The sequence below is a fragment of the Rouxiella sp. Mn2063 genome, from assembly GCF_049319665.1.
Taxonomy (GTDB): domain Bacteria; phylum Pseudomonadota; class Gammaproteobacteria; order Enterobacterales; family Enterobacteriaceae; genus JBMOUD01.
This window is the reverse complement of sequence record NZ_JBMOUD010000015.1, coordinates 42,258-68,351: the sequence shown is the minus strand read 5'-3', so window position 1 is coordinate 68,351 and position 26,094 is coordinate 42,258. Positions and strand designations below refer to the sequence as shown.

23 protein-coding genes are annotated in these 26,094 nt (G+C 42.9%); 9 read left to right on the top strand and 14 right to left on the bottom strand.

Features of this window, described 5'->3' with window-relative positions; all coding sequences use genetic code 11:
• Window positions 1-201: 201 nt before the first annotated feature.
• The 5 genes from adiA (at window position 202) to ACL9RG_RS18615 (ending at window position 7,317) form a co-directional block, all read left to right on the top strand.
• Window positions 202-2,484 (top strand): arginine decarboxylase, encoded by a 2,283-nt coding sequence (adiA, locus tag ACL9RG_RS18635; protein WP_422794133.1) that lies wholly within the window; start codon window positions 202-204, stop codon window positions 2,482-2,484.
• 425 nt (window positions 2,485-2,909) lie between these two features.
• On the top strand, window positions 2,910-3,377 hold the full coding sequence (gene argR, locus ACL9RG_RS18630) for a transcriptional regulator ArgR (protein WP_422794132.1): 468 nt from the start codon (window positions 2,910-2,912) through the stop codon (window positions 3,375-3,377).
• A gap of 106 nt (window positions 3,378-3,483) precedes the next feature.
• Entirely contained in the window at window positions 3,484-5,220 is a 1,737-nt protein-coding gene (argS, locus tag ACL9RG_RS18625) for an arginine--tRNA ligase (RefSeq protein WP_422794131.1), read from the top strand.
• A 170-nt stretch (window positions 5,221-5,390) separates the two neighbouring features.
• Window positions 5,391-6,329, top strand: coding sequence for a LysR family transcriptional regulator (locus tag ACL9RG_RS18620; protein ID WP_422794130.1), 939 nt, complete (start codon window positions 5,391-5,393; stop codon window positions 6,327-6,329).
• A 145-nt stretch (window positions 6,330-6,474) separates the two neighbouring features.
• A complete protein-coding gene (locus ACL9RG_RS18615; protein ID WP_422794129.1) occupies window positions 6,475-7,317 on the top strand; it encodes an oxidoreductase in 843 nt (280 codons plus the stop codon).
• A 111-nt stretch (window positions 7,318-7,428) separates the two neighbouring features.
• Here the strand turns inward: ACL9RG_RS18615 and ACL9RG_RS18610 are convergent, their stop codons facing one another.
• The 9 genes from ACL9RG_RS18610 to ACL9RG_RS18570 all read right to left on the bottom strand — a co-directional run bounded on the left by ACL9RG_RS18610 (window position 7,429) and on the right by ACL9RG_RS18570 (window position 15,242).
• Window positions 7,429-8,172: a hypothetical protein gene (locus ACL9RG_RS18610; protein WP_422794128.1), complete on the bottom strand. Its 744-nt coding sequence runs from the start codon at window positions 8,170-8,172 to the stop codon at window positions 7,429-7,431.
• Window position 8,173: 1 nt separating this feature from the next.
• On the bottom strand, window positions 8,174-8,722 hold the full coding sequence (locus tag ACL9RG_RS18605) for a fimbrial protein (RefSeq protein ID WP_422794127.1): 549 nt from the start codon (window positions 8,720-8,722) through the stop codon (window positions 8,174-8,176).
• Window positions 8,719-9,204: a fimbrial protein gene (locus ACL9RG_RS18600; RefSeq protein WP_422794126.1), complete on the bottom strand. Its 486-nt coding sequence runs from the start codon at window positions 9,202-9,204 to the stop codon at window positions 8,719-8,721. The genes ACL9RG_RS18605 and ACL9RG_RS18600 overlap by 4 nt, the downstream gene beginning before the upstream one ends.
• Window positions 9,205-9,217: 13 nt before the next feature.
• Window positions 9,218-9,754 (bottom strand): fimbrial protein, encoded by a 537-nt coding sequence (locus ACL9RG_RS18595; RefSeq protein WP_422794125.1) that lies wholly within the window; start codon window positions 9,752-9,754, stop codon window positions 9,218-9,220.
• 10 nt (window positions 9,755-9,764) lie between these two features.
• Window positions 9,765-10,346, bottom strand: a complete 582-nt coding sequence (locus tag ACL9RG_RS18590; RefSeq protein WP_422794124.1) for a fimbrial protein — start codon at window positions 10,344-10,346, stop codon at window positions 9,765-9,767.
• A 96-nt stretch (window positions 10,347-10,442) separates the two neighbouring features.
• Window positions 10,443-11,180 carry a fimbria/pilus periplasmic chaperone gene (locus ACL9RG_RS18585; RefSeq protein WP_422794123.1) on the bottom strand — a complete coding sequence of 246 codons (738 nt, stop codon included), beginning with the start codon at window positions 11,178-11,180 and terminating at the stop codon, window positions 10,443-10,445.
• Between the two features lie 120 nt (window positions 11,181-11,300).
• Complete coding sequence (locus ACL9RG_RS18580; RefSeq protein WP_422794122.1) at window positions 11,301-13,874, bottom strand: outer membrane usher protein; 2,574 nt, start codon at window positions 13,872-13,874, stop codon at window positions 11,301-11,303.
• A gap of 134 nt (window positions 13,875-14,008) precedes the next feature.
• Window positions 14,009-14,548 (bottom strand): fimbrial protein, encoded by a 540-nt coding sequence (locus ACL9RG_RS18575; RefSeq protein WP_422794121.1) that lies wholly within the window; start codon window positions 14,546-14,548, stop codon window positions 14,009-14,011.
• Window positions 14,549-14,624: 76 nt separating this feature from the next.
• Window positions 14,625-15,242 carry a fimbrial protein gene (locus ACL9RG_RS18570; protein ID WP_422794120.1) on the bottom strand — a complete coding sequence of 206 codons (618 nt, stop codon included), beginning with the start codon at window positions 15,240-15,242 and terminating at the stop codon, window positions 14,625-14,627.
• Between the two features lie 438 nt (window positions 15,243-15,680).
• On the opposite strand from ACL9RG_RS18570, the gene ACL9RG_RS18565 reads away from it, so the two are divergent.
• The 3 genes from ACL9RG_RS18565 to ACL9RG_RS18555 all read left to right on the top strand — a co-directional run bounded on the left by ACL9RG_RS18565 (window position 15,681) and on the right by ACL9RG_RS18555 (window position 19,679).
• Window positions 15,681-16,502, top strand: a complete 822-nt coding sequence (locus ACL9RG_RS18565) for a winged helix-turn-helix domain-containing protein (protein ID WP_422794119.1) — start codon at window positions 15,681-15,683, stop codon at window positions 16,500-16,502.
• A 460-nt stretch (window positions 16,503-16,962) separates the two neighbouring features.
• Window positions 16,963-18,180 (top strand): ribokinase, encoded by a 1,218-nt coding sequence (rbsK, locus tag ACL9RG_RS18560; RefSeq protein WP_422794118.1) that lies wholly within the window; start codon window positions 16,963-16,965, stop codon window positions 18,178-18,180.
• Between the two features lie 2 nt (window positions 18,181-18,182).
• Window positions 18,183-19,679: a purine-cytosine permease family protein gene (locus tag ACL9RG_RS18555; RefSeq protein WP_422794117.1), complete on the top strand. Its 1,497-nt coding sequence runs from the start codon at window positions 18,183-18,185 to the stop codon at window positions 19,677-19,679.
• A gap of 178 nt (window positions 19,680-19,857) precedes the next feature.
• Here the strand turns inward: ACL9RG_RS18555 and ACL9RG_RS18550 are convergent, their stop codons facing one another.
• The 5 genes from ACL9RG_RS18550 to cysI all read right to left on the bottom strand — a co-directional run bounded on the left by ACL9RG_RS18550 (window position 19,858) and on the right by cysI (window position 24,658).
• Entirely contained in the window at window positions 19,858-20,301 is a 444-nt protein-coding gene (locus ACL9RG_RS18550; RefSeq protein ID WP_422794116.1) for a hypothetical protein, read from the bottom strand.
• Window positions 20,298-20,717: a tlde1 domain-containing protein gene (locus ACL9RG_RS18545; RefSeq protein ID WP_422794115.1), complete on the bottom strand. Its 420-nt coding sequence runs from the start codon at window positions 20,715-20,717 to the stop codon at window positions 20,298-20,300. The genes ACL9RG_RS18550 and ACL9RG_RS18545 overlap by 4 nt, the downstream gene beginning before the upstream one ends.
• Before the next feature lie 18 nt (window positions 20,718-20,735).
• Complete coding sequence (locus ACL9RG_RS18540) at window positions 20,736-21,215, bottom strand: Hcp family type VI secretion system effector (protein ID WP_422794114.1); 480 nt, start codon at window positions 21,213-21,215, stop codon at window positions 20,736-20,738.
• 199 nt (window positions 21,216-21,414) lie between these two features.
• Window positions 21,415-22,584, bottom strand: a complete 1,170-nt coding sequence (locus ACL9RG_RS18535) for an MFS transporter (RefSeq protein ID WP_422794113.1) — start codon at window positions 22,582-22,584, stop codon at window positions 21,415-21,417.
• Between the two features lie 367 nt (window positions 22,585-22,951).
• The gene (gene cysI / locus ACL9RG_RS18530; RefSeq protein ID WP_422794112.1) at window positions 22,952-24,658 is read right to left on the bottom strand and encodes an assimilatory sulfite reductase (NADPH) hemoprotein subunit; all 1,707 of its coding nucleotides are present in this window, start codon (window positions 24,656-24,658) and stop codon (window positions 22,952-22,954) included.
• Between the two features lie 795 nt (window positions 24,659-25,453).
• Here cysI and ACL9RG_RS18525 point away from each other — a divergent pair.
• Window positions 25,454-25,903, top strand: a complete 450-nt coding sequence (locus ACL9RG_RS18525; RefSeq protein ID WP_422794111.1) for a hypothetical protein — start codon at window positions 25,454-25,456, stop codon at window positions 25,901-25,903.
• The last annotated feature ends 191 nt before the right edge of the window (window positions 25,904-26,094 follow it).

The window sequence follows — 26,094 nt, the reverse complement described above, 5'->3', positions numbered from 1 at the left end:
TATTTTTTAAATTTAATTATAGAAAATTATTTCTTTTTAGTTTATCGTTTTTCCAACTTGAATCGAGCAGCAAAAGCTAACAAGGCAATTTATTTTTATTCAAAATAAAAATACGTCCCGTTAGCAAGCAATGCCATTAAAAAAATTCAATATCTAATGAATATTAAAAACTATTCAAAATAGCGCCATTGCGAGGTCATTATGTGTGATAAGAAGTATTTAGTCGTTGTTGATAAAGCAATAAGTAAAAACGCATCGCTAACACCCGTTGAAGAAACTATCGATCATATTGCAACGTCATTAGTGGCTAAAGGCGAGCATATAAAATTTGCGCCGAGCTACTCTGAGGCAGCCGCTTATGTAAGCTCAACCGCACCGGTTGATTGTGTGATGGTCGAATGGGTTCCCGAGCAAAAAGAGTGCATTATCAGCTTCTTGAAACAGCTTCGACTGCGCCACGAAAAAGCACCGGTCTTCCTGCTGGTAAATTCACATGCCGACAATAGCAGCGTGACGCCAGAAGTGATGGGGGAAGTAACTGAAACCTTCTTGTTGCTTGATGATACGACTGACTTTATCGTCGGGCGCTTGCAGGCCGCTGTTGCCCGTTACGAGAAAGCCATTATGCCTCCTCTGATGGCAGCAATGATGAAATACGCCAAAGAGAAAGAATACTCCTGGTCCGCACCGGGACACCAAGGCGGTATTGGTTTTTGCAAAACACCGGTGGGTCGTAAATTCTTTGATTTTTATGGTGAAAATATTTTCCGTACCGATATGGGGATTGAGCGTGCCTGCCTAGGTTCAATGCTCGATCACACCGGTGCATTTGGCGAAAGTGAAAAATATATCGCCGGCGTTTTTGGTGCAGACCGCTCTTATTCTTTGGTTGTCGGAACCTCCGGTGCCAACAGAACCATTATGCAAGCCTGCTGTACTGACAATGATATTGCTATCTGCGATCGCAATAGCCATAAATCCATTGAACAGGGGTTGATGTTAACAGGGGTGAGTCCGGTCTACATGACACCAACCCGCAACGCTTATGGCATCATCGGCCCAATTCCTAAAAATCAGATGAAGCCAGAGGCCATTAAGGCCAAGATCAAAGAAAGTCATTTTGCCAGCGAAGCCAGCAACCAACGCCCGGTTTATAGTGTCGTCACTAACTGTACTTACGATGGTTTGATTTATAACGGCGATACGATTCAAGAGTTGTTAGGTCAAAGCTGCGACCGTATTCACTATGATGAAGCCTGGTTCGGTTATTCACGTTTCAACCCGATTTATAAGAGCTTCCACGCAATGCGTGGCGATAAGTCAGCGCATACAAAAGACCAACCGACTATTTTCGCCACCCACTCAACACACAAGTTGCTGAATGCATTGTCCCAAGCCTCTTATATTCATATTCGCGAAGGTAAAGGCAATATCAAAGAGGCCCAATTCAGCCAAGCTTATATGATGCATGCGACAACCTCGCCACTGTATTCTATCGCCGCTTCAAACGATGTGGCAGCGGCAATGATGGATGGCAAACAAGGGATTAATTTAACCACTGAAGTGATTGAAGAGGCCGTTGAGTTCCGCCAGGCAGTCGCTAATGCGTTCCATGAAGCGCAAAAAAACAACGACTGGTTCTTCAAACCATGGAATGCCGAGGTGGTCACTGACCCGGCGACAGGTAAAAGTTATCCATTTAAAGACGCGCCATTATCCGTGTTGACGACTGAACAGTCTTGCTGGAAATTGCAGCCTAGTGATGAATGGCACGGCTTCAAAGATTTAGATGAAGATTGGGTGATGCTTGATCCTGTGAAGGTAAGCCTGTTAACACCAGGACTAAATCAGGATGGATCGTTGCAGGCCAAAGGCGTGCCAGCGGCATTAGTCACCGCTTATCTGTCTAATTTGGGGATTGTGCCCACCCGCACTACCGATTTCCAGGTGATGTTCCTGTTCTCCATGGGCGTGACTAAAGGTAAATGGGCAACGCTGATGAATAGCCTGATGTCCTTTAAGAAGCATTATGATGCAGACGCATCGTTATCCGAAGTCCTACCACATCTGGTAGAGACCGCACCGGAATTGTATGGCGATATGACCATGCAGCAACTGGGTAACATGATGATCGACTTCTTGAAAACACATAATCCGAGTGAGCAATTGAACAAGGCTTATTCTAGCTTGCCGCAAATCGATATGTTGCCGCGCGCCGCCTATACGCAACTGGTTTATGACAATGTTGAGCTAGTTTCAATCTTTGAATTGGCAGGGCGAACAGCGGCAAACTCCGTTATCCCTTACCCACCAGGCATTCCTATGTTGATGTCAGGTGAAAACTTTGGTGACCAAGCCAGCCCGCAAATTGCTTATCTACAGGCCCTGCAAGCATGGGATGAAACCTTCCCAGGTTTCGAGCATGAAACTGAAGGCGCTGAGATGGAAAATGGGGTTTACCACGTAATGTGTATTAAGCAATAATAGGAAGAGTAAGCCCACCGTTTAAGCGGTGGGTTTACATTTTGAAGGATTTTTATTATTTACTCGTAATAATCCTAATCCTTTGATTGAAAAACAGACTATAATTGAAAAACTAACCCACCTTGATGTAAATACATATTTACGCTTACATTTACACTTCGAGAAAATTACCGCCCTTGACAATAAACATTACAATTAATATTTAATTTTAATAAATAAAAATTCAAATCATCGATATATTTTAAAATTAACAACAAAAAACCAGCAAGAAAATGCACATCACAAAAGACTATTATATGACGCAGATCAACACTAATTAAATAAGCAACGCCAGAAAGAGAATTAACGCCAATATACCTAGCTCACTTGTTTGACCTCTGTTGTGATGCATAATTAGGCCACATTTAAATTGATGCGAATAAAATATGACAAGTAAAAAAAACCAAGCAGAGTTAGAAAATATATTTAAAGATATGCTGAAAAACGAGAGCATTGGCTCACAATCAGAAATCGTTGATTTTTTGCTAAGTAAAGGTTTTAAAAACATTAATCAATCAAAAGTTTCTCGGATATTAGCAAACTGTGGTGCAGTACGTACGCGTAATGCCAAAATGGAGATGGTTTATTGCCTTCCAGCAGAACAAGGCGTTCCAACAGCCAAGACTACGCTAAAAGGATCAATCATTGATATTGAATCTAACGATAATATGGTAGTAACTCACACCGTTCCAGGTGCGGCGCCATTAATTGCCAGATTACTTGACTCTTGTGGTAAATCAGAAGGAATTTTAGGTACCGTTGCCGGTGATGACACAATATTTATCGTGCCGATTGCCGGTGTTACATCTGAACAACTCCACCATTCTGTTTTAGACATTCTTGACGCAGATTAATATAAGGTTATTTACCTCCAGACCAACACCAGAATGTGCTAATTCGAAAAAACAATCATAATCAATCCAATATAATATGTTTTGTATTTAAAGAGGAATTAACCATATGGACATAAGAAAGGTATTAATAGAAAAGGTAAAAAACGCACTTAATGCGCTAGACATAAATACAACACAACCTATCTCAGTCCGTCCATCAAGCAGACCTCAATTTGGTGACTATCAAGTTAATAGCATCATGAGTATGGCGAAAGAATTAGGTAAACCACCGTTAGCCATCGCCCAACGTGTTGCCCAACAACTAGAAGCTTCAGAAAACAAAGATAAATTAATCGATAAGCTTGATGTTGTTGCCCCTGGTTTTATCAATATCTCTCTCAACACGCATTGGCTCTCTAATCAGTTAGAAAACGTCTCGCATGATGATGCTCTGGGTCTTACAAAAACGACGCCACAAACTATTGTCATTGATTATTCATCACCTAACATTGCCAAAGAGATGCATGTAGGTCATTTGCGTTCGACGATTATTGGTGATGCCTCCGTCCGTACCTTAGAATTGTTAGGACACCATGTCATCCGCGTTAACCATGTCGGAGACTGGGGTACGCAATTTGGCATGCTGATTGCGTATTTAGAAAAAGTACAAAACGATAATCATATTGCACTTTCAGACCTTGAAACCTTCTATCGCTCGGCCAAGAAGCGCTATGACGAAGATGAAGAGTTTGCGAAGAACGCCAGAAATTATGTGGTGAAACTGCAAAGCGGCGATGAATACTGCCGAGATATGTGGCGCAAACTGGTCGATATCTCGATGAAACAGAACCAAAAGAATTACGACCGCCTTAACGTCACCTTAAATCCCAGCCACATCATGGGCGAAAGCCGTTATAACGATATGCTACCCACCATCATTGATGACCTACTTTCCCGTGGCATTGCCACCAGAGAGGACGAAACGGTGATGGTTTATCTGGATAAGTACGAGAATAAAAAAGGCGAACCTATGGGCGTCATTATCCAGAAAGGTGATGGTGGTTATTTATATACCACCACAGATATCGCCTGTGCCAAGTATCGTTATGAACAGCTTCATGCCGACCGTGTGCTTTATTATATTGATGCCCGCCAGCACCAACATTTAATGATGGCATGGGAAATTGTGCATAAAGCGGGTTACGTTCCGTCATCAGTTAGCCTTGAGCATCATATGTTCGGCATGATGCTCGATAAGGAAGGTAAACCTTTCAAAACCCGCGAAGGCGGTACAGTGAGGCTCTCGGAATTACTCGATGAAGCAGTCATCCGTGCACGTGCGCTAATCAGTGAAAAATCGCCCGATTTGCCTCACGACGAGCTCGATGAACTGGCGGAAGTTATCGGTATCGGCGCAGTCAAATATGCCGACTTGTCGAAACACCGTATTACCGACTATGTCTTTGACTGGGATAGCATGCTGAGCTTTGAAGGTAATACAGCCCCTTATATTCAATATGCCTATGCGCGTATTGCTTCGATTTTCCGTCGTTCGGGTATTAATGAGCAGCAATTGCAGGGAGAAATTACGCTAAACAGCCCAGCAGAAAAAAATCTGGCAGTTCGCTTGCTACAATTTGAGGAATATTTGTTGGTGGTCGCCCGAGATGGCACGCCACATGTCATGTGCTCATATCTGTATGATCTAGCGGGTCTGTTCTCTACCTTCTATGCCTCTTGCCCGATTCTTAATAGCGAGGATCCTGCTCAGCAAGCGAGTCGCCTAAAATTGGCCGCCTTAACCGCGCGTACGCTAAAAACAGGTCTGGATACGCTGGGGATCAAAACGGTAGAAAAAATGTAGTCACCGTCTTAAGTAGCGTTTCCTTTACTGAATTGGGAAACGCTATATCCAACTATATTCCCTCCATATTGCCCGCTACCTGTGCCACTACAACCCAACGTTTTAATGCCAGCTTGTGTATAGTGCAATCTAGGTCGTAAGCATCTGGGCAAGAGTATGGAAGAGAAATCATGCGACAAAATCAGTTAGACGGAATAGTTACTTTTATTGTTGTGGCGGAGGAGCGTAGTTTCTCGGCCGCAGCGGTTCGTCTTGGGATCTCCCCTTCTGCTGTCAGCCAATCAGTACGCACACTAGAGCAACGTTTAGGTGTAACGTTATTCAGCAGGACAACTCGCAGTGTCTCACTGACCGAAGCGGGTACACAGTTTATGGAACGAACCTTACCTTGTGTTCAGGAACTAATATCGGCCAGTGAAGAAGCAGGACAAGATGGCGATACCCCAACAGGACTACTACGTATCAATATTCCACGTAGCGCACATTTGATCTTATTGCAGCCACTTTTACGCCATTTTCTTGATGCCTGGCCGGGTATAACGCTGGAAGTCATGGTCGACAATGCGTTAGTCGATATCGTCGGGCGCGCATTTGACGCCGGAATTCGCTTCGGAGAAATGATTGATAAAGACATGGTGTCAGTACCACTTAGTCCCCCGGTAAATACCTATCTTGTCGCCTCCCCTGATTATGTCGAGCGCCACGGTATTCCTCTGCATCCAACAGAATTGTTGCATCACGATTGCATCGTATTTCGCCATAATAGTAGCGGACAACGAGAACGTTGGAATCTGAGTAAGGACGGCGAGAACATCGTTTTACCCGTCACCGGACGGTTTATTATCAATGACTCACTGGCAATGATGCAGGCTGCTCTCGATGGCGTGGGTATTACCTGGATGATCGGTGGCTATGTAGAAAAGTTGATTGAAGAAGGAAGGCTACTATCAATTTTGCCAGAATGGTGTCCGCAGGTACCTGGATATTGCTTGTATTATCCCGACCGCCGTCAGGTATCACTTAAATTGCGAGTATTCATCGACTTCTTGAAACAACAGTTAGAAAACGGGATTACGCCCGATATCAAAGATACTTTCTCCTATCAGTGAAAACTTAGATTATTAAGTTTTACTTCATAACTCGACAACTAATATGCATATTATCAGCGCACTGCTGCTGCGTTAATTTATCTGTCGCTACCGTCCTCCCGCTGTCCGGGAGTCATGGTTCATCTCGCAGATAAAAGGTCGCACAATGGCACATTCATATTCTACAAAAAATATTCTGATCACCGGTGTATCCAGCGGTTTTGGGCGAGCGCTGGCAGAAGAAGCATTACAAGCAGGTCATCGTGTTATCGGTACGGTGCGTAATGAGCAAGATAAACAAGCCTTTGATGCGCTGTCATCAGGCCATTCCTTTGGTTATGTGCTTGATGTGACGCACAGTAATGAAATTCCGACCACCATTGCAGCAATTGAAGCTGATGTTGGTGCAATTGATGTATTAGTCAATAATGCGGGATATGGCTTGGAAGGCATCGTTGAGGAAGTTTCACTGGAACAAATTCGCCAGCAGTTTGAGGTCAATGTGTTCGGTGCAATCTCGATGATCCAAGGCGTATTACCGTTTATGCGCCAACGTCGTGCTGGCCATATCCTGAATATTACCTCTATGGGCGGCATCATTACGATGGCAGGTCTTGGGATTTACCACGGCAGTAAATTTGCACTGGAAGGTATTTCAGAAAGCCTGGCAAAAGAGGTTAAAGGCTTAGGTATTCACGTTACAGCGGTTGAACCCGGTGGATTCCGTACCGATTGGGCTGGACGCTCAATGACTCGTGCTGAACGCCGCATCGGAGATTACGACGAAGTATTTGAGCCGCTACGTAAACGCCGCCAAGAAGCCAGTGGCAAACAGCTTGGCGATCCAATAAAAGCAGCACAGGCAATGTTAAAACTGATCGCTTGCGATAATCCCCCAATGCATCTGCTATTGGGCAGTGACGCCATTAAATTAGTCAGCGATAAATTGGCTTTGTTGCGACAAGAGTTTTCTGAGTGGGATGACGTTTCTCGTTCGACGGATTTTTGATTAATATTACGTCATATTAAAACTCATGGCCCCTGTAATAGCCGGGGTCATGAAAATATAATCAAAACAACATGTAACCAATTCCATGTAAGCGCTCAATTTATTATCTCGTTATGGAATTTCAGACACCAACAATACATAACCTTTTTTAACTCCAGGGGTATTGCCTGTATCAGTCAAAGTAAAAGTCAAATTGGCCGTAGAGACTTTCCCTTCTTCTATATCATAATCTTTTGTCTGAGTATCACCGTCAACACCAAGTTTTATCACAGTATCAGACAGAGTCAGTAAATTTGTTTTATTATCACCTTCTAAAGTCAGCCTCACTTTTGTTTCTTTATCACATTTAATAGTAACCTGTTTCTCGATAACCTTATTATTATCATCAATCGTCACCGTTCCGAAATTTATGTCTAAAGGCGCATTAACTTGACACGAAGGCGAGTTTGGCGCTATTGGCTTTCCGATATAGCTATTGAATTTCCATCTAGTCCCTTCGTCAATTGCACATGTAATCATGATGGTTTTATCTTTATTGTTTGAGAAGTTTTTATATAACATCACAGCAAATGATAATTCTTTATTTATCAATTGTGTAGCAAGATCAATATTACGTGGGCATGTTACATTAAAATTAATATAGGTCGCAGCCCTGTCCCACTCAGGAGAATTATACCAAATAAAAACCCCCGGCCAAGGCCTAACACCAGTTTCCAATACTATATCTGTTTTATTAAGGCTTCCTCTAATAATATAAGAATTAGCATCTTGCTTTACCACACTCATAAAAAAAGCATAAGACGAATTCATAGAAGCAAAAAAAAATAAAAAACAAATAACTACAAACTTAAACATATCATTCATATTCCAGGCTAAATCTTGCAACCGCATTGAATGGGCCACGCTCTATAGTATGGTTTTTTATAGCGTCTGGCTCGCCTTGTAAATAAGCAGCCATATTGATGGCATTACTTCCATTTTCGAGCACATACTTTTCGCTGAGTTTGTTAATAGGTAATAGTTTTCCTTTTTCACTTTCTATCCCGATGGCAATACCTGAAGCTTGACTGCTGGGATCTATTGCTAGCAATCCCTCTATTTTTGTATTTTCCACGCCATTGAACATTATCTTTACGGTTTTCCCGATACTGAGATCACATTCGCTAAGATGTACAGTAAAAGGTAACCCGTTTGTGCGAGTATTATTGTAGAGTTCTTTATCTATTACCGTACCAAAGTCCAAGGGTATGATGGCATCCTGAGCCGAAATCATACACGGCTCATCAACTAAAGTACCATGAAAGTACATATTATCTTCAGCATGAATGGCAAGGCTTAATGTCAAAAAAATAATGCCAGATATTATTGCGTAATAATATTGGCAGTACAGAAAGTTGCTTTTCATTGGTACACCGCCAATAATGTAGCTGTTGCGCTAAATGGTTTCGGTTCCAGATTAAATCCAGGTTTCTTAACTGGCACCGCTTTCAAGATGACCGGCTTATCTGCGCTAATAGAAATCGGCTTATTCAATTCAAACGGTTTATCATTCTCTAAAATACGAATACCTAAATAAGTGACATCGGTCTTAATCGCGGCTACATCATAATCTGTTGCAGTAGCGATAATTTCTAATGTCATATCCCAAGTCGTACTCGCATTCGATTCACAGTGTAATTCATAATCGATAGTCATTAGATTATTCACACCATCGACTTTTCTGATACCCATCGTCTTAAAATCCACATCAATTTTGTTGCCATGGTTAATTGTGCAAATAGGTGGTTCAATTAATGTTCCAGAAAACTTCATATTATCTGCCGCATGGCTCTGGATAAATGGCATAGCCGTAGACAGAGCAAAAAGGAATCCTTGGAAGCGCGTCATATTTACATTCCTTTTATTGATACTCTACTTTCATGGTTGCACTAGCCGAAAAAATCATGCCAACCAACGTAGAGCCTTGCCGTTTTATCGGGGCAGCAAAAAGTTTAGGTGTGTTTGGATAGGTAAATTTCAGAGGGGTATTAATTGGAAAAATTTGCCCATCTTCCTTCATTATTTTTATCGCGAGATGTTTATTATCTGTTTTTAGCAGTTGCCCATCGAATATCGGCGCATCGCCAGAAATTGTCATTTTTAGAGCAGACGAACCCTTACAGCCTGTAATTGTATAATTGATGGGGATCTTTTTATAAGGAGCAGCAACACTGCTCACATCCACCTTAGTGGTCATCACATCATTACCAAAATCTATAGATATGATCTGGCCATCATTAATTTTGCAGGGCTTGGCAACGATGGTGACTGAGACAGCAATTTTATTACCTTGAACGGCATAGAGTTGTTGGGGGACTAAGCCAATAGCGACAGAAACAAAAACAGTCACCCAAGTGCATATTTTTGAGCGTGTTGGACAGAGTAAATTATTTGCCATATTACATATCTTATTCATAATTCAGCCTAAAATTCACTAAGGCAGAATAAGTACCGGCACGTAATGGTGCACGAGTACGCTCTGGAATAATATGATAAGTCAGTGCATCCTGCCCAGGAATCAACAGTAACGGCTCTCCACGGCTTCCCAAACGCACATCTCGACCGTATTTATCCGTGAGACGTAGTGCTAAACCAGAACTCCCCTTAACCTGTATCAATTGGGGATTATCGACATCTGCTACCGCGGTAAAACTCACCGATACGGCCGGCTGATAAGCCGCCCACACGAAGTTACCAGTACGTTCATCGTACTGGCCCCCGGTACGCTGGCAATCGCGCAAATAGAGTTGCACAACAACAGGATAACCTTGATCGCCAATATGTGCTAAGCGCGCCGTTCCGATCTCACCAAGGTTAATATCCTGCCATTCTGAAGCCATGTTTAAACGGCAAGCGCTTTCCATTAATGCGCCATGAACATGTAATACGCCACTATTGCTATCATCTTCAATATGATTAGCCGCATAGGAACAAGGGAATATGCTATAAATAGTGCAAATCAACGCTGCTATTATTGGCCTACAAACCATGAAAAGCTTCCGCCAATGTCTATTAGCACGGAGACTAATGTTATTTTCTCCGCTATTTTTCAGTTGCATATCCCACTCCCTTCCTTATCACAGATATCAATTTGCTTTAATTGGTGTGGCCTTACAGTTCGAGCCATTGCAGGTAAACTGCAACTGTGGACGACCACCAAAGTCATTGATATAGGTAAGCACTGGTGCTGTTCCCAAAACGCTGGCCCCTTCATTTAATAATTTACTGCCTTTCGGAGAAATCATAATGGGTTCGAAGTGATTATCTCCAGCCCGATCTTTTTTGCTACTAGCATCAATAATTGTCACATAATAACCAGTTGGGTTATTAACTTGGTATTTCTCACCTATTTTTGACAATGTAATCTGCTCTTGAAAAGGTTTCATATCACTCGTCACCACTAATGCTTTCGGGCGGAAGAACAGCTTAATGCGAGTTTGTAAGGCTAATTGCAATGTATTTGGCTTATTGCTCTTCGGTGGAATTTCACGCAGATTAAAATAAAATAGCGTCTCGTGATCCTGAGGCAATGTATCTACCTGAGGAGAGCTTTGAATCTTGACCTGACTTTTACTTCCGGCCTCCAAACGCTGTAATGGTGGAACAACCATCAGAGGGCTGGTCACTTTATTACCCTGTTCATCTTCGAGCCATCCCTGGGCAAGATAAGGCAATGATTTATTTTCATTACTTACATTTAAGCTCACAGACTTTTCCGCTCCATTAAATACGACCCTGGTACGATCTAATGCAATCGCTGCTTGAGCCTGCTGCACAGAAAAGACAGATAGCAACAGGCTGCCTAACAATGTAAATAGTTTCATTTTTATTACCTTCATCATATACCGTTAATTATCTTGAATATGTCTAAATTAAAAATTAGAAATACGAAGCCACTGATTTTCAGCAAAAATAAAATATTGTTATCTCTCATCTAAGAAAACTTACTCACTCGCCCCTTCTTTTGATGACAAGCGGCAAGGTAGCAATAAGTTAGTTGTACTGCTTTTAGGTATTTTCTCCGGTAATGTCAAAGTACATTGCACTCTATTAGCCCAATGTACTTCCATTATCTCTTTTGGGTTAATTCCGGTCAGATAGGTACTCCCGTCGTCCCCCACCAGGCCTACACTCTGTTTCTTCATATTAAATACTGTGGCGCCGAAAGGTGGAGAACTCCCATCGGCCAACTTAATCACCGCCATCGCCTTTTCGCCAGCAATAACAGAAAATTTACGATAACCGATTGCACCTTCAGTCAGTGTTGCCTGTACTACTGATTTAACCGCTTCCGCATCATCAGGTAACTTATTAACATCAATACTTATTTTGTTTCGATAGTAATTGCTAACATCCGTTAATATTGCCTTACCAAAGTAATTACTATGAATCGACGTTCCATAGCCAGCAATAGGTACATTAGCAACGCCATCAGTATCTAATAGCATCCTGGTACCGCCGATTATTCCTCCCCGGTGTAATGCCGCACCTTGCATTGTTGCCGTTGCCCCGCCGCGTAACGTTATGCCAAGAGAAGAGTAACGCCCATCCTCGTAGCTAGCATCCGCATCCACCTGAGCAATATCGCCCTCATGGGTATAATAACCGCTGGTCATGGCACCACTCCGCGTTACCCCTGTACTCACACGATAGCTATCGCCATTTTCCAATCGGTTGTAATAGCCTACTTTCTGGCTATTATCGTCACGGCTATAACTACCGTCATAGGTGAGTGACCCGTTATTTCCCCAAGGCACGGATAAGGACATATACATACCGTCATCATTGGTTTCGTCATATTTATTTCGATACGCCGTTAGCGACAAGCTTAAATTACGGAAACGCCACAAATCGAAATTACGCGATATCGTCAAGCTGTACCTATTACTGGTTGGACGATTCCAGTAAGTCTGATGGCTATAGTTGAGATAGGCGCTGATCCCTAAATCAGTAAACTGCTGGTTGAAGGTCAAGGTATACATCTCCTTGCTACTTCCACTGCGTTCACCACCGGAACGAGACTCGAGATACTCATTCATCGACATATAATCTTTCTCAAAGAAACGGTAGCCAGCAAAGGTGACCTGGCTATCTGTCTCATCAAAACGCTTAGAGTAACTCAAGCGATATGACGTCCCGGACAAGGTGCCTTCCTGCGGTAAACGCGCCCTCGATTCAGTAATATCAAATGACAATGCCCCCAACACCATCAAATCACGCCCGACACCAATAGCTAGCGAGTTATAATCGCCGCCACCAATCCCACCGCCGTACAGCGACCACCCGTTATTTACCCCCCATGAAAACTCCCCAGTGGCAAAAAAATCGCCATTGGTATGGTGCTTCCAATCTGATGGACGCCCCATGGCAACTTTGTAGCGAATTTGTCCAGGCCTGGTCAGATAAGGGATGCTTGCAGTATCCATTTTAAATGTCTGAACCGTGCCATCCTGCTCTTCAACGCGAACATCTAATTGGCCTGAAACCGCATCATTGATGTCCTGGATGCGAAATGGACCTGCGGCGACCTGAGTTTCATACAACACTCGCCCTTGCTGGCTAATCACTACCTTGGCATTGGTACGAGCAACGCCTGTCACCTCTGGCGCATAACCCCGCAAATTTGGCGGTAGCATATTGTCATCGCTGATCAGGCTCAAACCCGTAAAACGCACGCTGTCAAAAATATCTGAATAAAGCGAGTTTTCACCAACGCTTAATTTTGCGCCCCATTTTGGAATAGCGCGATAAGCGTAATAGCGGCTCCAATCCCAACTCGTTGTCGTTTCTTGACCATTACCTTGGTGATCAACTCGAGTTTGCCAATCCGCACGCAATCGCCATGCCCCTAAATTGGCTCCTGCAGTACCATTACCGCTTACATTGTAACTTTGCGTTCCACGCTGCTGTTCATGCTGAGTCGTCGCATTAAAATAGTAATCCAGCAAGAGGCCTGGTATGCCATTTTCCCAGCGTGATGGTGGATCCCAATTATCCGCAGAATATTCAAGATAAGCCTGTGGAACGCTTACCGTTAAACTCGCACTCCCTAAATCTGGGCGCGCGGTTGCCCCCGGTAAACTTCCTAGCATTAGACAATGCCCTTGGTGCCACCAAGACAGCTTTTTAGTCATGGCTTCTTTAAGAGCAAATTTCTTCACCATATCCGGTGAGATGCAGGCTTCACTGCCTTTCGGATCATTGTCAGGGGCATAAAACGAAACAGATTGCTCGGGCAACTCTTGTTTATTAATTCGTATTAGCATCATATAATCCCCTGGCATAATGTAACCGCCACGAGAGAACTGCTCCAAATCAATATTCCCCCTATCTTTAACATCTAAAACATCAATGTTAAACTCAACATCGACTGGGGAATTATTTTGCATGTCATTGTCATCAGAATTAGATTGCATTTCTTCAGCACTGGCGTAACAAGTGATACTTCCTAACGCGCAGGCCAAACACACCGCTAATAATCGCGGCCGAAATGATGGTAAAATCCAATCCGGAGTCATAGTGCAATCAATCCTTTCATGCAAACCGCATCAATGCGAACTAATCACTCATCTTAATTCCCATCCAAGAAAAAAAGAGAGAGCAAGATATTATTCATTTTATGATTTATAAATAATTTATTTTAGAATATTAGTTAGTAATAATTCATTTTAAAACGAATCGTCGAATTATAATGCCCCGGACGTATCGTTTGCTGGTTTCCAACTAAACGCAGCGAATAATCCAATTTTCTATTTCCCTGCATCATAGCGATACTCGGCAAAGGGTTCCCTGGTATTGCGACATTCCCTTCAGCGTCAGCTATCTGCAAGGCTATACCGCGTGCCTGGCCATCCACGCCAAAAAAACCATGATCTTCAAGACCATCAAATGTTATTTGGAACCGTTGCCAATCGGGTAAATTAGGATTAACTCTTCCAAGCACACAATTTATTAAGTTAATACTGAACAGTTTGTGGCTACTCGCTTCACTTTGTAGCAACGAATTGATGGGAAAAATAGACATCTCAATCGTCTGATCGCGGCTTGAAGTATCAATCGCACAAGCAGCCTCAGTTACCGCACCTTGCATTTTGACCCGTCCAGAACCTGCATCTGTTGCACAAACACTCTCAATAGAGAATAAAAAAAACATCAGAAAAAAAAACAAATACCTAACTGAATTAATATTCATCTCTATCGGTTCTTCCTTTCTATCTAGAATGCATGCGAGTTTTCCTCGCATGCACGGTACCCGATAATAATAAAGATTAATTATAACTCAGGGTAAAGTTTGCGGTGCTATTGAAGCTACCAGGGACGATATCAACGCCCTTATCAGTATCTTTACCCTCTGCATCCTTACCCATATCACCTTTCAGGTAAGCACTGAACACCAAATCAGCGCTTTGTGCACCAGCACTTAATTGTTGGCCCGCAGTCGGTTTACCCAGTTCAATGATATTACTGTTACCATCGGTAAGCACAATGCTGGCACCTTTAGCGGTACCGGTCATGCCCAAATTACCGCTAGCACTCTTCGCGCCATCGAAAGTTGTTTTAACAGTTTTAGCCGTCTTTATGCTGCAGTTTTCTAAAGAGATAGTAAATTGCTGTGGAGCCGAAGTACCACCATTTTCCAACGACGCGTTAGAGATAGAACCGAGGTCAACAGTCTGCACTCCATCTTTATCCCCGACCGGTTTAATAGAACAAGGCGCATCAATAATAGAACCGGTAAAGTTGATTTTACCGTGACCTTGGTCTGCCAAGCCTGCACCTGGTGTAGCTGGCACTTCAGGTGTTGAGCCTTCTTCACCGTCAGCATAAGCCGTTGAAACTGCGCTACATGACAAAGCTAATACCAGCAAAATTTTATTCATTTTCATTCGACAAATTCCTTTAGTGTAATAAATCCTATCGTTCTCTCGTATTGGTACGAGTTACTGCTTTCTATAGCCCCACACATATAGATAAATACGCCAAGCAACATAATATGGCGTCCTAAACATGCTATCCGGCAACGGGAGAAAGAATACCTTCGCAAAACAAAACCAGCAAATTAATCTGCAAAATCAACAAAAATTAGACTTTTATAAAAAATTAAGCAAAATATTAGAATTTAAACCCATAAAATGAATTTTCATTATAACAGCGGAGAACAGTACACTAATTAAATATCAGTTTAATCCTAATCAAAAAAAAGAGTAAACTTGCTCAATTGACATAAAATGAGATGTCAAATCAGATTTTAATAAGGAATGGTAAAATTCTATTGAAGAATAGAATTAAACACCTAATATAAATACCAGGAAGGTAACTAAAATATGAAATATATTATTAATTTCACCGTTGTTTTTGATTCAAAAAATCGCACCTTAGCTTTAGCAAATGAAAAACAAACAGAAATAGAATTAACGAAACCCGCAACAAGAGTTTTTAACGAGTTAATAAAAAGTAATGGCGATAACCTCCCGCGCGATGTAATTTTGAAAAAGGCTTGGGAGGATTTAGGATATCCGGCATCCAACCCTAGTCTTAACAATTGCATCAGTGAACTAAGGAAATCATTCGAGCTTTTAGGCTTAGATAAAAAACTTATTGTTACAATACCGAGGATTGGATTTAAAATTGAAGCCAATATTCAATCATACCCAATCATTGTTCATAACGATGTGGAAGAGAGTGAAACGACTAACGATATCATGTTATCAGAAGATAGCCATTTAGTGGAAATTGGAAGTAAATCCATTTCATTAATTACATCAATAAACAAACCAAAAAAAATCATAAAAAAAATAAAAATTGTGTATTTTCTTTTGTCAATTTCGATTCTTACTATTATCTACCTTCTCTTTAACCGTGGACAATCGTCGTTACCAAAAGAATCCGCCCCTCAACTGATTGGCATTTATAAAAACTGCACGATTTACACACTTCATAGAATGCCAGCAACACCAAATTTAATGTCAAAGGCGACTAAAATGCTGGAGTCTGAAAATGTAGATTGTAACCAAGGAAAGCAGGATATTTTTTACTATGAGGAAAAAATAAGTAATGAACCTATGAAAGTTACATTTTTCGCCTCTTGTAAGAAAACAGAAACAGGAGACAATAAATTTTGTATAAAATACAAAACAATAGAATAAAAAATTAAAATCATAGCGTTAAAAAAATAGTATTAAAACCATCGTTAGCAATTATAACCCCTCACCTTTAACCCATAAATATAGATATATCGACGGAATCAATTAACTCTCTAAAAAATAATATCAGCTGATGATTTTTGATGAAAAATATCAGCTGATATTATCCTGCGGTCAGATACGGTCTTGTAGCTTCCACCGATTCTACAATCAAAGCATGGCCACATCGCTTGTTACACTTGTTTTTATCGATGCTTATCGCCACGTATTTTTTACCTTTCCATTAAAACAACCTTCCCCCCGCAAAATCCAACCATATGATAAACAAATAAAATAGTTGTTTTTCTTTTGTTTACTTCCGTTTGCTTGTTGAATTTGTGAAAGCTATCAATATTTATCCTTTATTTATCATTTATAACATTATCGCAATTCTGGCGTTACAGTTGAGAATAAAAGGTAGAGCATGTTTACAGAAAAACGCAGGCGCTTGATCTTAGAGCTGCTGTATAAAAATGAGAGTGTGTATGTAAACGATTTAGCTCCACTTTTTAACGTTAGCAAGGAAACTATTAGGAACGATTTGAATTTCCTGACACAAAAAGGGGTGATTAAGCGTTGTCACGGCGGTGCCATGATAGAAAATAAGACCCTTAACGCCGAAGCGATAAATAAATTTGACGCTACAATTATCGATTTTTTTAAAAAGATAAAAACCTACAAAGAAAATACCCCCGAAAAGAAACGCAAAAAAATGAGCGGAAAAGTCTGCATTTTAGGCTCATTTAACGTTGATATTATTGCCAATGTTGGTCGTTTCCCGAAAGGCGGCGAATCCATATTATCGACCGATAGTATCATCGGTCCCGGCGGAAAAGGCGCTAACCAAGCACTCGCTGCCAGCAAATCATTAGCCGATGTTCATTTTGTCGCCAAGGTAGGTAAAGATCAGTTTAGCCAGTTTGCCTATGACCATCTTTCCTCTTCTTGCATCAAAAGCATGACGCTGTACCAACATGAAGAAGCTAAAACCGGCAGCGCACTGATCTATGTTTCTCAACAAGATGGAGAGAACATGATCGCTATCTACCCAGGTGCCAACCAGTGCATCACTGATGAAGAAGTTTTTGCTATTACCCCTGAGCTAGCCAACGCTGATATCTTTTTGACTCAACTGGAAAATAATTTTTCTGCCACGCTAAACGCGATAACTATCGCGCATAAATTGGGAGTCAACGTCATTCTTAATCCGGCTCCCTACTCTCCTGATGCCCTGCAATGCCTGCATATGGTGGATTTTATTACGCCTAATGAAACAGAAGCATCATTACTTTCTGGCATCGAAGTTAACAATCTGGAGAGTGCGAAACGGGCCGCCGAGTGTATTAAAGAACAGGGAGCAGGGTGCGTCATTATTACAATGGGTTCCAAAGGCGCACTGATTTTTGATGGTAAAAAACATGAATATATCCAAGCATTTAAAGCAATGAGTGTCGATACCACGGGTGCGGGAGATGCCTTTAACGGCGCTTTCGCCGCGGCGATTGCCAAAGGAGAATCTGTCGTACAAGCGGCTCGATTTGCCTCGGCGTTTGCTTCCCTTGCGGTAGAGAAAATCGGCGCTTCTAACATGCCGGATCATGACAGCGCACTATCCCGCCTTTCCCAATACAACGGAAAATAATAATGAGTGAAAAAAACAATTTTAGCGAACCAGCAGGCAACACCGGGAAGATTGAAACCAATGGCGTTAATCCAGTCACCGAGCAAGAACGCTATGGCACACCGGCCGGATTGTTCCCTATTTGGTTTTCATGGAACGTCTCCATCCTAGGAATTACTTATGGCATTTATGTTTACTCTTTGGGGTTAAATGCCTGGCAATCGATTACCTCAGGGATTTTAGGCTATATCGTCTCGAGTTTATTGGTGGGTATTTTAGCCACTGGCGGGCCGAAAACCGGACTACCGACACTCACGCAAACTCGTTTCGCTTTTGGTTATCACGGCAACAAAATACCGACCCTATTTGCCTATATATCTAACATGGGCTGGAAAATCACCATCATCACACTCTCCGCCACTACCGGGGCTGCGCTGTTTGCCAAACTTTGGCCATCAATTTTTGCCAATGCCAGCGGCAGTGCCACTTTAGCCTGCACTTTGGGTTGGTTTATCGTGACCTTATTTGCCACCATGTCGATTGCTATCTACGGACATCAGTTGATTATGAAAGTGGAAAAGCTTATCGCCTGGCTTACCGGCGGTATGAGCATCATATTCATCATCATGATCCTGCCGCACATCCATTGGGCTCAGGTCGGCCATGAACCTGCTGGCAATCTGATTACCTATTTTGGCGGTGTCGTACTGGCAATGACTATGGTCGGACTAGGTTTTCTGAACTATGGCGGCGACTTTGCTCGCTATTTACCGAAAACAGCATCTGCTAAAAAAGTGATCTTCTGGACAACGGGCGGCATCTCATTCCCCGTCGTAGTATTGCTAGTACTCGGCGTGCTGCTGGCCAGCAGCAACCCAGAACTGAGTAAAGCCGCTTCCTCACAGCCGATCGCCGCGTTAACCGATCTGTTGCCGTTCTGGTTCTACGTTCCTTTCTCTATCGTGATTATTATTTCACTGCTCTCCGCAGCGATTACTGGCGTCTACAGTTCTGGATTAGCATTATTAGCAATGGGTGTGCCAGCCAGCCGCGCCACTACCACCGCTTTTAACGCCCTGTTGATCGCCTTCGGCGCGTTTTATCTGCTGTTTATCTCCAGCTCATTCTTAGCAACCTTCCAGTCATTCCTGGCATCAATTTCAGTAGTACTGGGATCTATGGGCGCAATCCAGCTGATTGACTTTATCCGTCAACGTCGCTTGGGCTGGAATGTTGATATGGCACAACCGGCAGGTCTTGGTGGTCGCAATGGTCGCTGGACCGCACTCGTCTCATTGCTATTAGCCACCATTGTCGGTGCAGGAACTATTACCTCATCAGATCCTTATATTGCGCATCTGGTCGGTTTTTTACTGACCGATGAGACCAAGCATAGCGTTTTCGCTACGGCCAATATCGGCGTTATTGTTGCCATGATACTGGGCGCGGCTTGCTACGCGTTCCTGACTTTTGTGTGCAAGCTGGACGTACCACCGATTTATTCCAAACAGCGTAAGTAATTCACAATATTATTGGTGGCCGATCGGAAGGAGCGTTATGAATCATGATGCACTAAGAAGACGCCATCTGCTTTAAAAGTAAGATCCCCCGCCAACCCGGTGACAAGATGTCTTTCATTGCCGGGTTGGTGCGGTTGTCTCCAGAGATGTAAAAAAATTATTACCACTGGGAATAGTGCTAAAATTCGCGTTTAATTATAATGTAACCGTTAAATCTAATAGAACATTCATCGTCGTTAACAATAGATGAAGCTAGAAATATATTGTGTTTTCTTTCTTTATTCTCATAGCTGACTTTGACAATCAGATTCCTAGGGTTTCCCTCACGATAAATTCCTCTATATTCCTCTAATGAAACAAAATTATCTGTGTCTTTAACTTTATCCTCTTTCGCCATAAAATCAGAGAAAGCACTATCAACCTTGACATTATCGATAAGCTCCATTTTTGTTTTATTTTCAACAATTGTAGATCGGGAGATCTTAAAGTCATTAAGCATTGCATCGGTCATACTAATACCAACGGATGATGCTGGAATGGCACACGGATTTTTCTCAACTGCTTCGACGATTGTTGATAGAAAAATGTGGAAGAAAAAAAATAATCTAATGATAGTATTCATTTTACTATAAGCTCCTTATCGTTGCTCTCATAAATGCGGTGTCTAAATCTTGGGTCCAGAACAATACAACCATTTGAGGCAGTGCCAGGATGTTGAATACTATCACCATGAATTAAAAAACCATCTCGGCCAAACATATTATTAGAAGGGTACTGACTTAATCTCAAGGTATACCTGCCAGCACGACGATGCGTAAATGGTACACCTACAATTTTATATCTACCGCGAGGTAATGGTCCTTTATCTTGCAGGCTCTCAAATTGAGGATCGTTTTTATATCCAATAGCACCTGCGTACCTAGCAGTAAACTCTAATTTACCATTGTGAGTGAAGGTTCTTTTTCTTACATCATAAACCCATGTCATCGCCTTTCTCCTTGAAACTCTCTCCATGCGATATGGCGTATCACGCGCCATATCAACTCCTACACGCCTTTATGCCTTTTCCCTCCACGTATCACTATGCTGAATATTCCCATCACAGTATTTCCACGTAATACGCTCATAACGCAAACATACTGATTCCAAATGATTCATATTCTCAACCGATTTAATGTTGTGCATTATTGGATTTACACCGACAAGCTTTACGTTTTCGAGTAACATATTAAAGTATTCTTGTTCCTGCCCCGCATCATTAATTTTGTACCATTTCAATTCTGCTGATTTTAATGTTTGCCCCGTTGAGACAGCTTTGTAGAGATAAGGACTCGAAGAATCGAACTCTTTTTCAATTTCCATCGCACTATGAATACGGGTTCCGGTTAATTTTCCCGTGTGATCGTCGGTAGGAATATTAAGGCCATGCATAAAGCTGACAACTTCAATACTGCCTTCTCTACCCTGTACATCTACCGAACCTTTAATATCTGCGCCACCATCATCTTTTAACCATAAATAGGCAGGAATAGCCATCGTGTCATCTCCTTTGATTAACACCTGCTTAATAGCATATCATCCATAATTAATTGTTAATTAATTAACACTCGATAAAAGTAAAATATAACGAAATGGACTTTACGGTGATTATTTAAATTTAACTGGGTGGCTAATCACATAACATAAAATAACCTTCCCCATACAGAGAAGGTTAATATGCTCACTACTAATATAATTACGCTTCCTCACTAAACCGTCGCGTTTCAACACGACGCGTTTGTGCCAGCACTAACAGCAATCCGGCCAGCGCAATAACTGCGCCCATTGCAGGGACGTAGCTGTAGCCTAAACCGGACGAGATCACTGCGCCACCCGCTCCCGCACCGATAGCATTCCCCAGATTAAAAGCACCAATATTAACCGAAGAGGCCAGGCCTGGTGCTTCACTGGCGACGCGCATCACCTTCATTTGTAGCGGCGGAACCACGGCAAAGGTGGCGGTGCCCCAGATAACCATACTGACAGCAGCGCCGATGCCGGTTGTGGCAGTGAAAGGGATCGCTAGCATAATGAGGATTAACAGTAACAAGAAACCTTTCAGCGCGCCGTTAACCGAATAGTCAGCAAAACGCCCACCTAAGTAGTTACCCAGCGTAAAGCCCAAGCCAATCAGTACTAACATCGCGGTAATAAAAGCAGGCGTTGCCGACGTGATGCTGCTTAATACCGGCGCAATATAGGTATAGAGAGTAAACATTGCCCCGGCCCCGAGCGCGGTAGTCAACAAAGCGGTTAATACCTGTGGACGAATCAATACCGACAGCTCCTGACGCACATTAGGGCGGCGCCCCGCTTCCCCTTTCGGCAGCGAAAGTAACAGACTTAACATCGCTAGCAACCCCAACCCGGCAGTAGAAAGGAAGGCCATCCGCCAGCCAATCACTTGGCCTAACCACGTGGCGGCCGGTACGCCGCCGACATTAGCAATAGTTAGCCCCATAAACATGGTTGCGACCGCGCTGGCCTGTTTATTTTTTGGCACCAGGCTGGCGGCAACAACCGATCCCAGCCCAAAGAAGGCACCATGGTTAAGGCTGGTGACTAAACGAGAGAGTAACAAGGTCGTATAATCTGGCGACATGGCGGACAAAATGTTGCCCAGCGTAAAAATGCTCATCAGAAAAACCAGCGCGCTGCGCGGGGAGCGACGTGAGAGCAGTAAAGTCATCAGCGGCGCGCCAACCATCACGCCAACGGCATAAGCACTGATCAACATACCTGCCGTTGGGATCGAGACGTTGACCCCCTGCGCAATCACTGGCAGCAGGCCCATCGGAAAGAACTCGGTCGTACCGATACCAAAGGCGCCGATAGCCAAAGCAAGTAAAGGAAAATTAATTTTCATAGCGATCCTGTGATGTCATTGCTCGTGACTCAACGTTGAGCAATATGATGAACGATGCCGACATCATGTCAGGTGGCTATTGATGGAGAAATGACGCTATTTTCCAAAGATAATTGCATTAGATGCAATAAAAGGAAGGTATTAAGCCTGTCTCGCACATCGGGATACCAAAACAGAGTCCGCGAACGGACACGCCTGCGGACAAATTCATTACGCCGAAAACGATGCTCCTTCTAAAAGTGAGCGACGTTGAGCATCGGAAACTCTGAATATTCTCCGATGCTTATTCGCACGTTTATACCCGCAGCACTGTGAACAAAGCACAACTTAAGAGGGAACTCGCTAAATAGCTCAACATCACAATAACTTAAACGATTTCCTTATCCTGCTGATGGAAGTCAATCGAGGAGTTCAATACCGGCTTCACGACGTTATGACGAATAACGAAATCGCCAAAATCTTCCGCAGGCAGACGATAAGCAGACCAATCAGCAATCAGTGCTTCCAGCAGCGTTAAGATTGCCGCCAGCGGTAAATTATCGCGATACAAGCGTGGAATACGTGTCCCTTGTTTGTTGCCGCCAAGGTATAACGCATAACGTCCTACCGCGCGCCCCACTAAGCCGATTTCCGCCAGCATCGCACGTCCACAGCCGTTCGGGCAGCCGGTCACCCGGAAGATAATGGCATCGTCGCTCAAATGGTGACGCGTAAGAATAGTATCCAACGCATCGATAATACCGGGAAGCACCCGCTCCGCTTCAGCCATCGCCAGCGGGCACGTCGGGAAAGACACGCAGGCCATTGAGTTTTTCCGCTGCGCGGAAACTTCATCATCAATCAAAGCATATTGACGGGCGATCGCGTCTATTTCCGCTTTCTGCTCTGAGCTGACCCCGGCAATAATCAGGTTTTGGTTTGGCGTCAGGCGAAAATCTCCCTGATGGATACGGGCGATAGCGGCAACGCCGCTTTTTAGCGGTTTGCCCGGCGAATCGATCAAACGTCCGCTGGGAATAAACAGCGTCAAATGGTGTTTGCCATCTATGCCGCTAAGCCAACCGATGTGATCCCCTCTTCCGCTAAAGTGATAAGGCCTAATCGCTTGAAATGATAGCCTTGCCCGGCGTTCAACTTCGGCTTTAAAGGTATCAACGCCAACGCGATCGAGAGTATATTTGGTCTTAGCATTACGTCGATTAGAACGGTTTCCCCAGTCGCGCTGCGTCGAGACTACCGCTTCCGCCACGGCTAACGTTGATTCCAACGAGATGTAACCAAATTCACTGGCCAGCCGCGGATAGGTGCTGTCATCGCCGTGGGTCATCGCCAATCCGCCACCGACTAATACGTTGAAACCAATAAGTTCACCCTGTTCCTCTACGGCAACAAAATTGAGGTCATTTGCATGAAGATCAACATCGTTCTGCGGCGGGATAACGACGGCGGTTTTAAATTTCCTCGGCAGATAACTATTCCCCAGAATAGCTTCATTCTCGGGCTGCTGCACTTTTTCACCGTCTAACCACACTTCGGCATAAGCATTGGTTTTCGGCAGCAGATGCTCGGAGATTTTTTTAGCCCATTCATAAGCCTGCTGATGCAGCGCAGATTCAACCGGGTTAGAGGTGCATAATACATTGCGATTGACATCGCCTGCCGTCGCGCGCGAATCCAGACCCAAGTGATGCAGCAATTGATGAACCGGCTTGATATTTTTTTTCAGCACACCGTGCAGCTGTAATGCCTGACGGTTGGTAATACGGATGCTGCCGTATTGTGTATGTTCAGAGGCAAATACATCAATGCCGAGCCACTGTTTGGGGGTAATAATCCCACCGGGCAAACGCACCCGCAACATCACCGTGTGCAATGGCTCGAGCATTTGTGCCGCGCGCTCTGCTCGAATATCCCGGTCATCTTGCTGGTACATTCCGTGGAAACGAATGAGCTGAAAATTATCACCAAGGAATCCCCCCGTCAGATCATCCGTTAAATCCTCCGTTATGGTACCCCGTAGTAATTGACTCTGAGATTTCAAACGCTCGTTATCAGATAATTTATCGTCTTTCATGGGTAAGCAGACTCGTTTATAAAGGAAATAAAATATCCCTATAAACTAATCAATTGGCCTGCAGGCAAAACAGATACAGTTTTGCGAATCACGGCTATAACAGCCGTTTTTTAATACAAAAACAACATATGATATGACTGTTAGTGAGCGATTCACGCAGTTGGAGGGTAATGTACCCAGCGGCAAGTCACCCAGTTCATGAGCTGCTGGTCACCCGGCCCTAAGAACCAGAGAGATAATCGTTAAGTAATGACAGGCCACCAGCAAAGCATTAGCTTTCCATAAACTAAATTTAATTAGGTAATAACTGAATTTATCTTATTTCACTATGAATCATATGTTTTTGACGAATAAAAACGCATATATAGGTCAATTAATTAATATAATTCTTAAGACTATTAATTTACGGATTAATTCTTTTTTTGCATTTATATTTAATTTATTAATTAAAAAACTTGCAGAGAGTGATATTGACGTAACTATTCATCTCTGGTGTACTATCTAAGCATTTGGTTTAGTCAACTGGTTATTTATTAACCTCAAAACGCCCAATTGCAATTAACACTGAATTTCATAAAAAAATAACACAATATCTCTGATGAGCTATCGAATCGTTTGATTCAATTATTCGGTGATTTTACGCAATAAACCTCAAGATGCAGGCATACAGTAATCCTAAAAACTTAGATAACTAAGTATCCAGGATTATTGATGGTTACCTACGCCTATACAATTTGATGAGTGTTGAGTTTATTCACCTAAAGACTACGGGCTGCTATTAACTCTGGAATTACTATGAAAAAGATAACACAACTTATGCTGGCATCCGCCGGCTTACTTATTTCTGTCATGGGCCACGCTGAAGAAGCGAAGAAAGATCAGACTGAACACCGTATTCCTGCAGTAGAACTTATTAATACTCCAGATAATCATTCAGCCTTTATCAGAGGTTCTATTCCTTCTCTGGCAAAACTCTCTTCACAAAATCTCTATTTTAGTAATAGCTTTGAAGAGTGGCAGAAAGGCGTGCATCCAGCCCCGAAAAAACAGTATGTAGTGACCCTGAAAGGCAAGCTAAAATTTAAGGTCAGCGATGGCTCAACCTTCATCATCGAGCCAGGCACAGTGCTACTTGCAGCCGATACCAAGGGTGAAGGCCACAGTTGGGATATCATTGACGGTAAAGAGTGGGAGCGTGTTTACATCCCAATCGACGGAGACGATCACTTCATCGCAAACAAATAATTTTTTAAAGTTAATCCCAAGCCCTGATATCAACAAAATATTCGGGGCTTATCGCTTCGGAAATAGCCATTCAATTTCGCTTAAATATCTACAGCATTGCCTTACATATAAGCTCCTCCTTCCCCCCCCTCTAATAAAAACTCATAAATAACACTAAAGAAATCATGACGAATGCCGATAAGAGGTTTTTA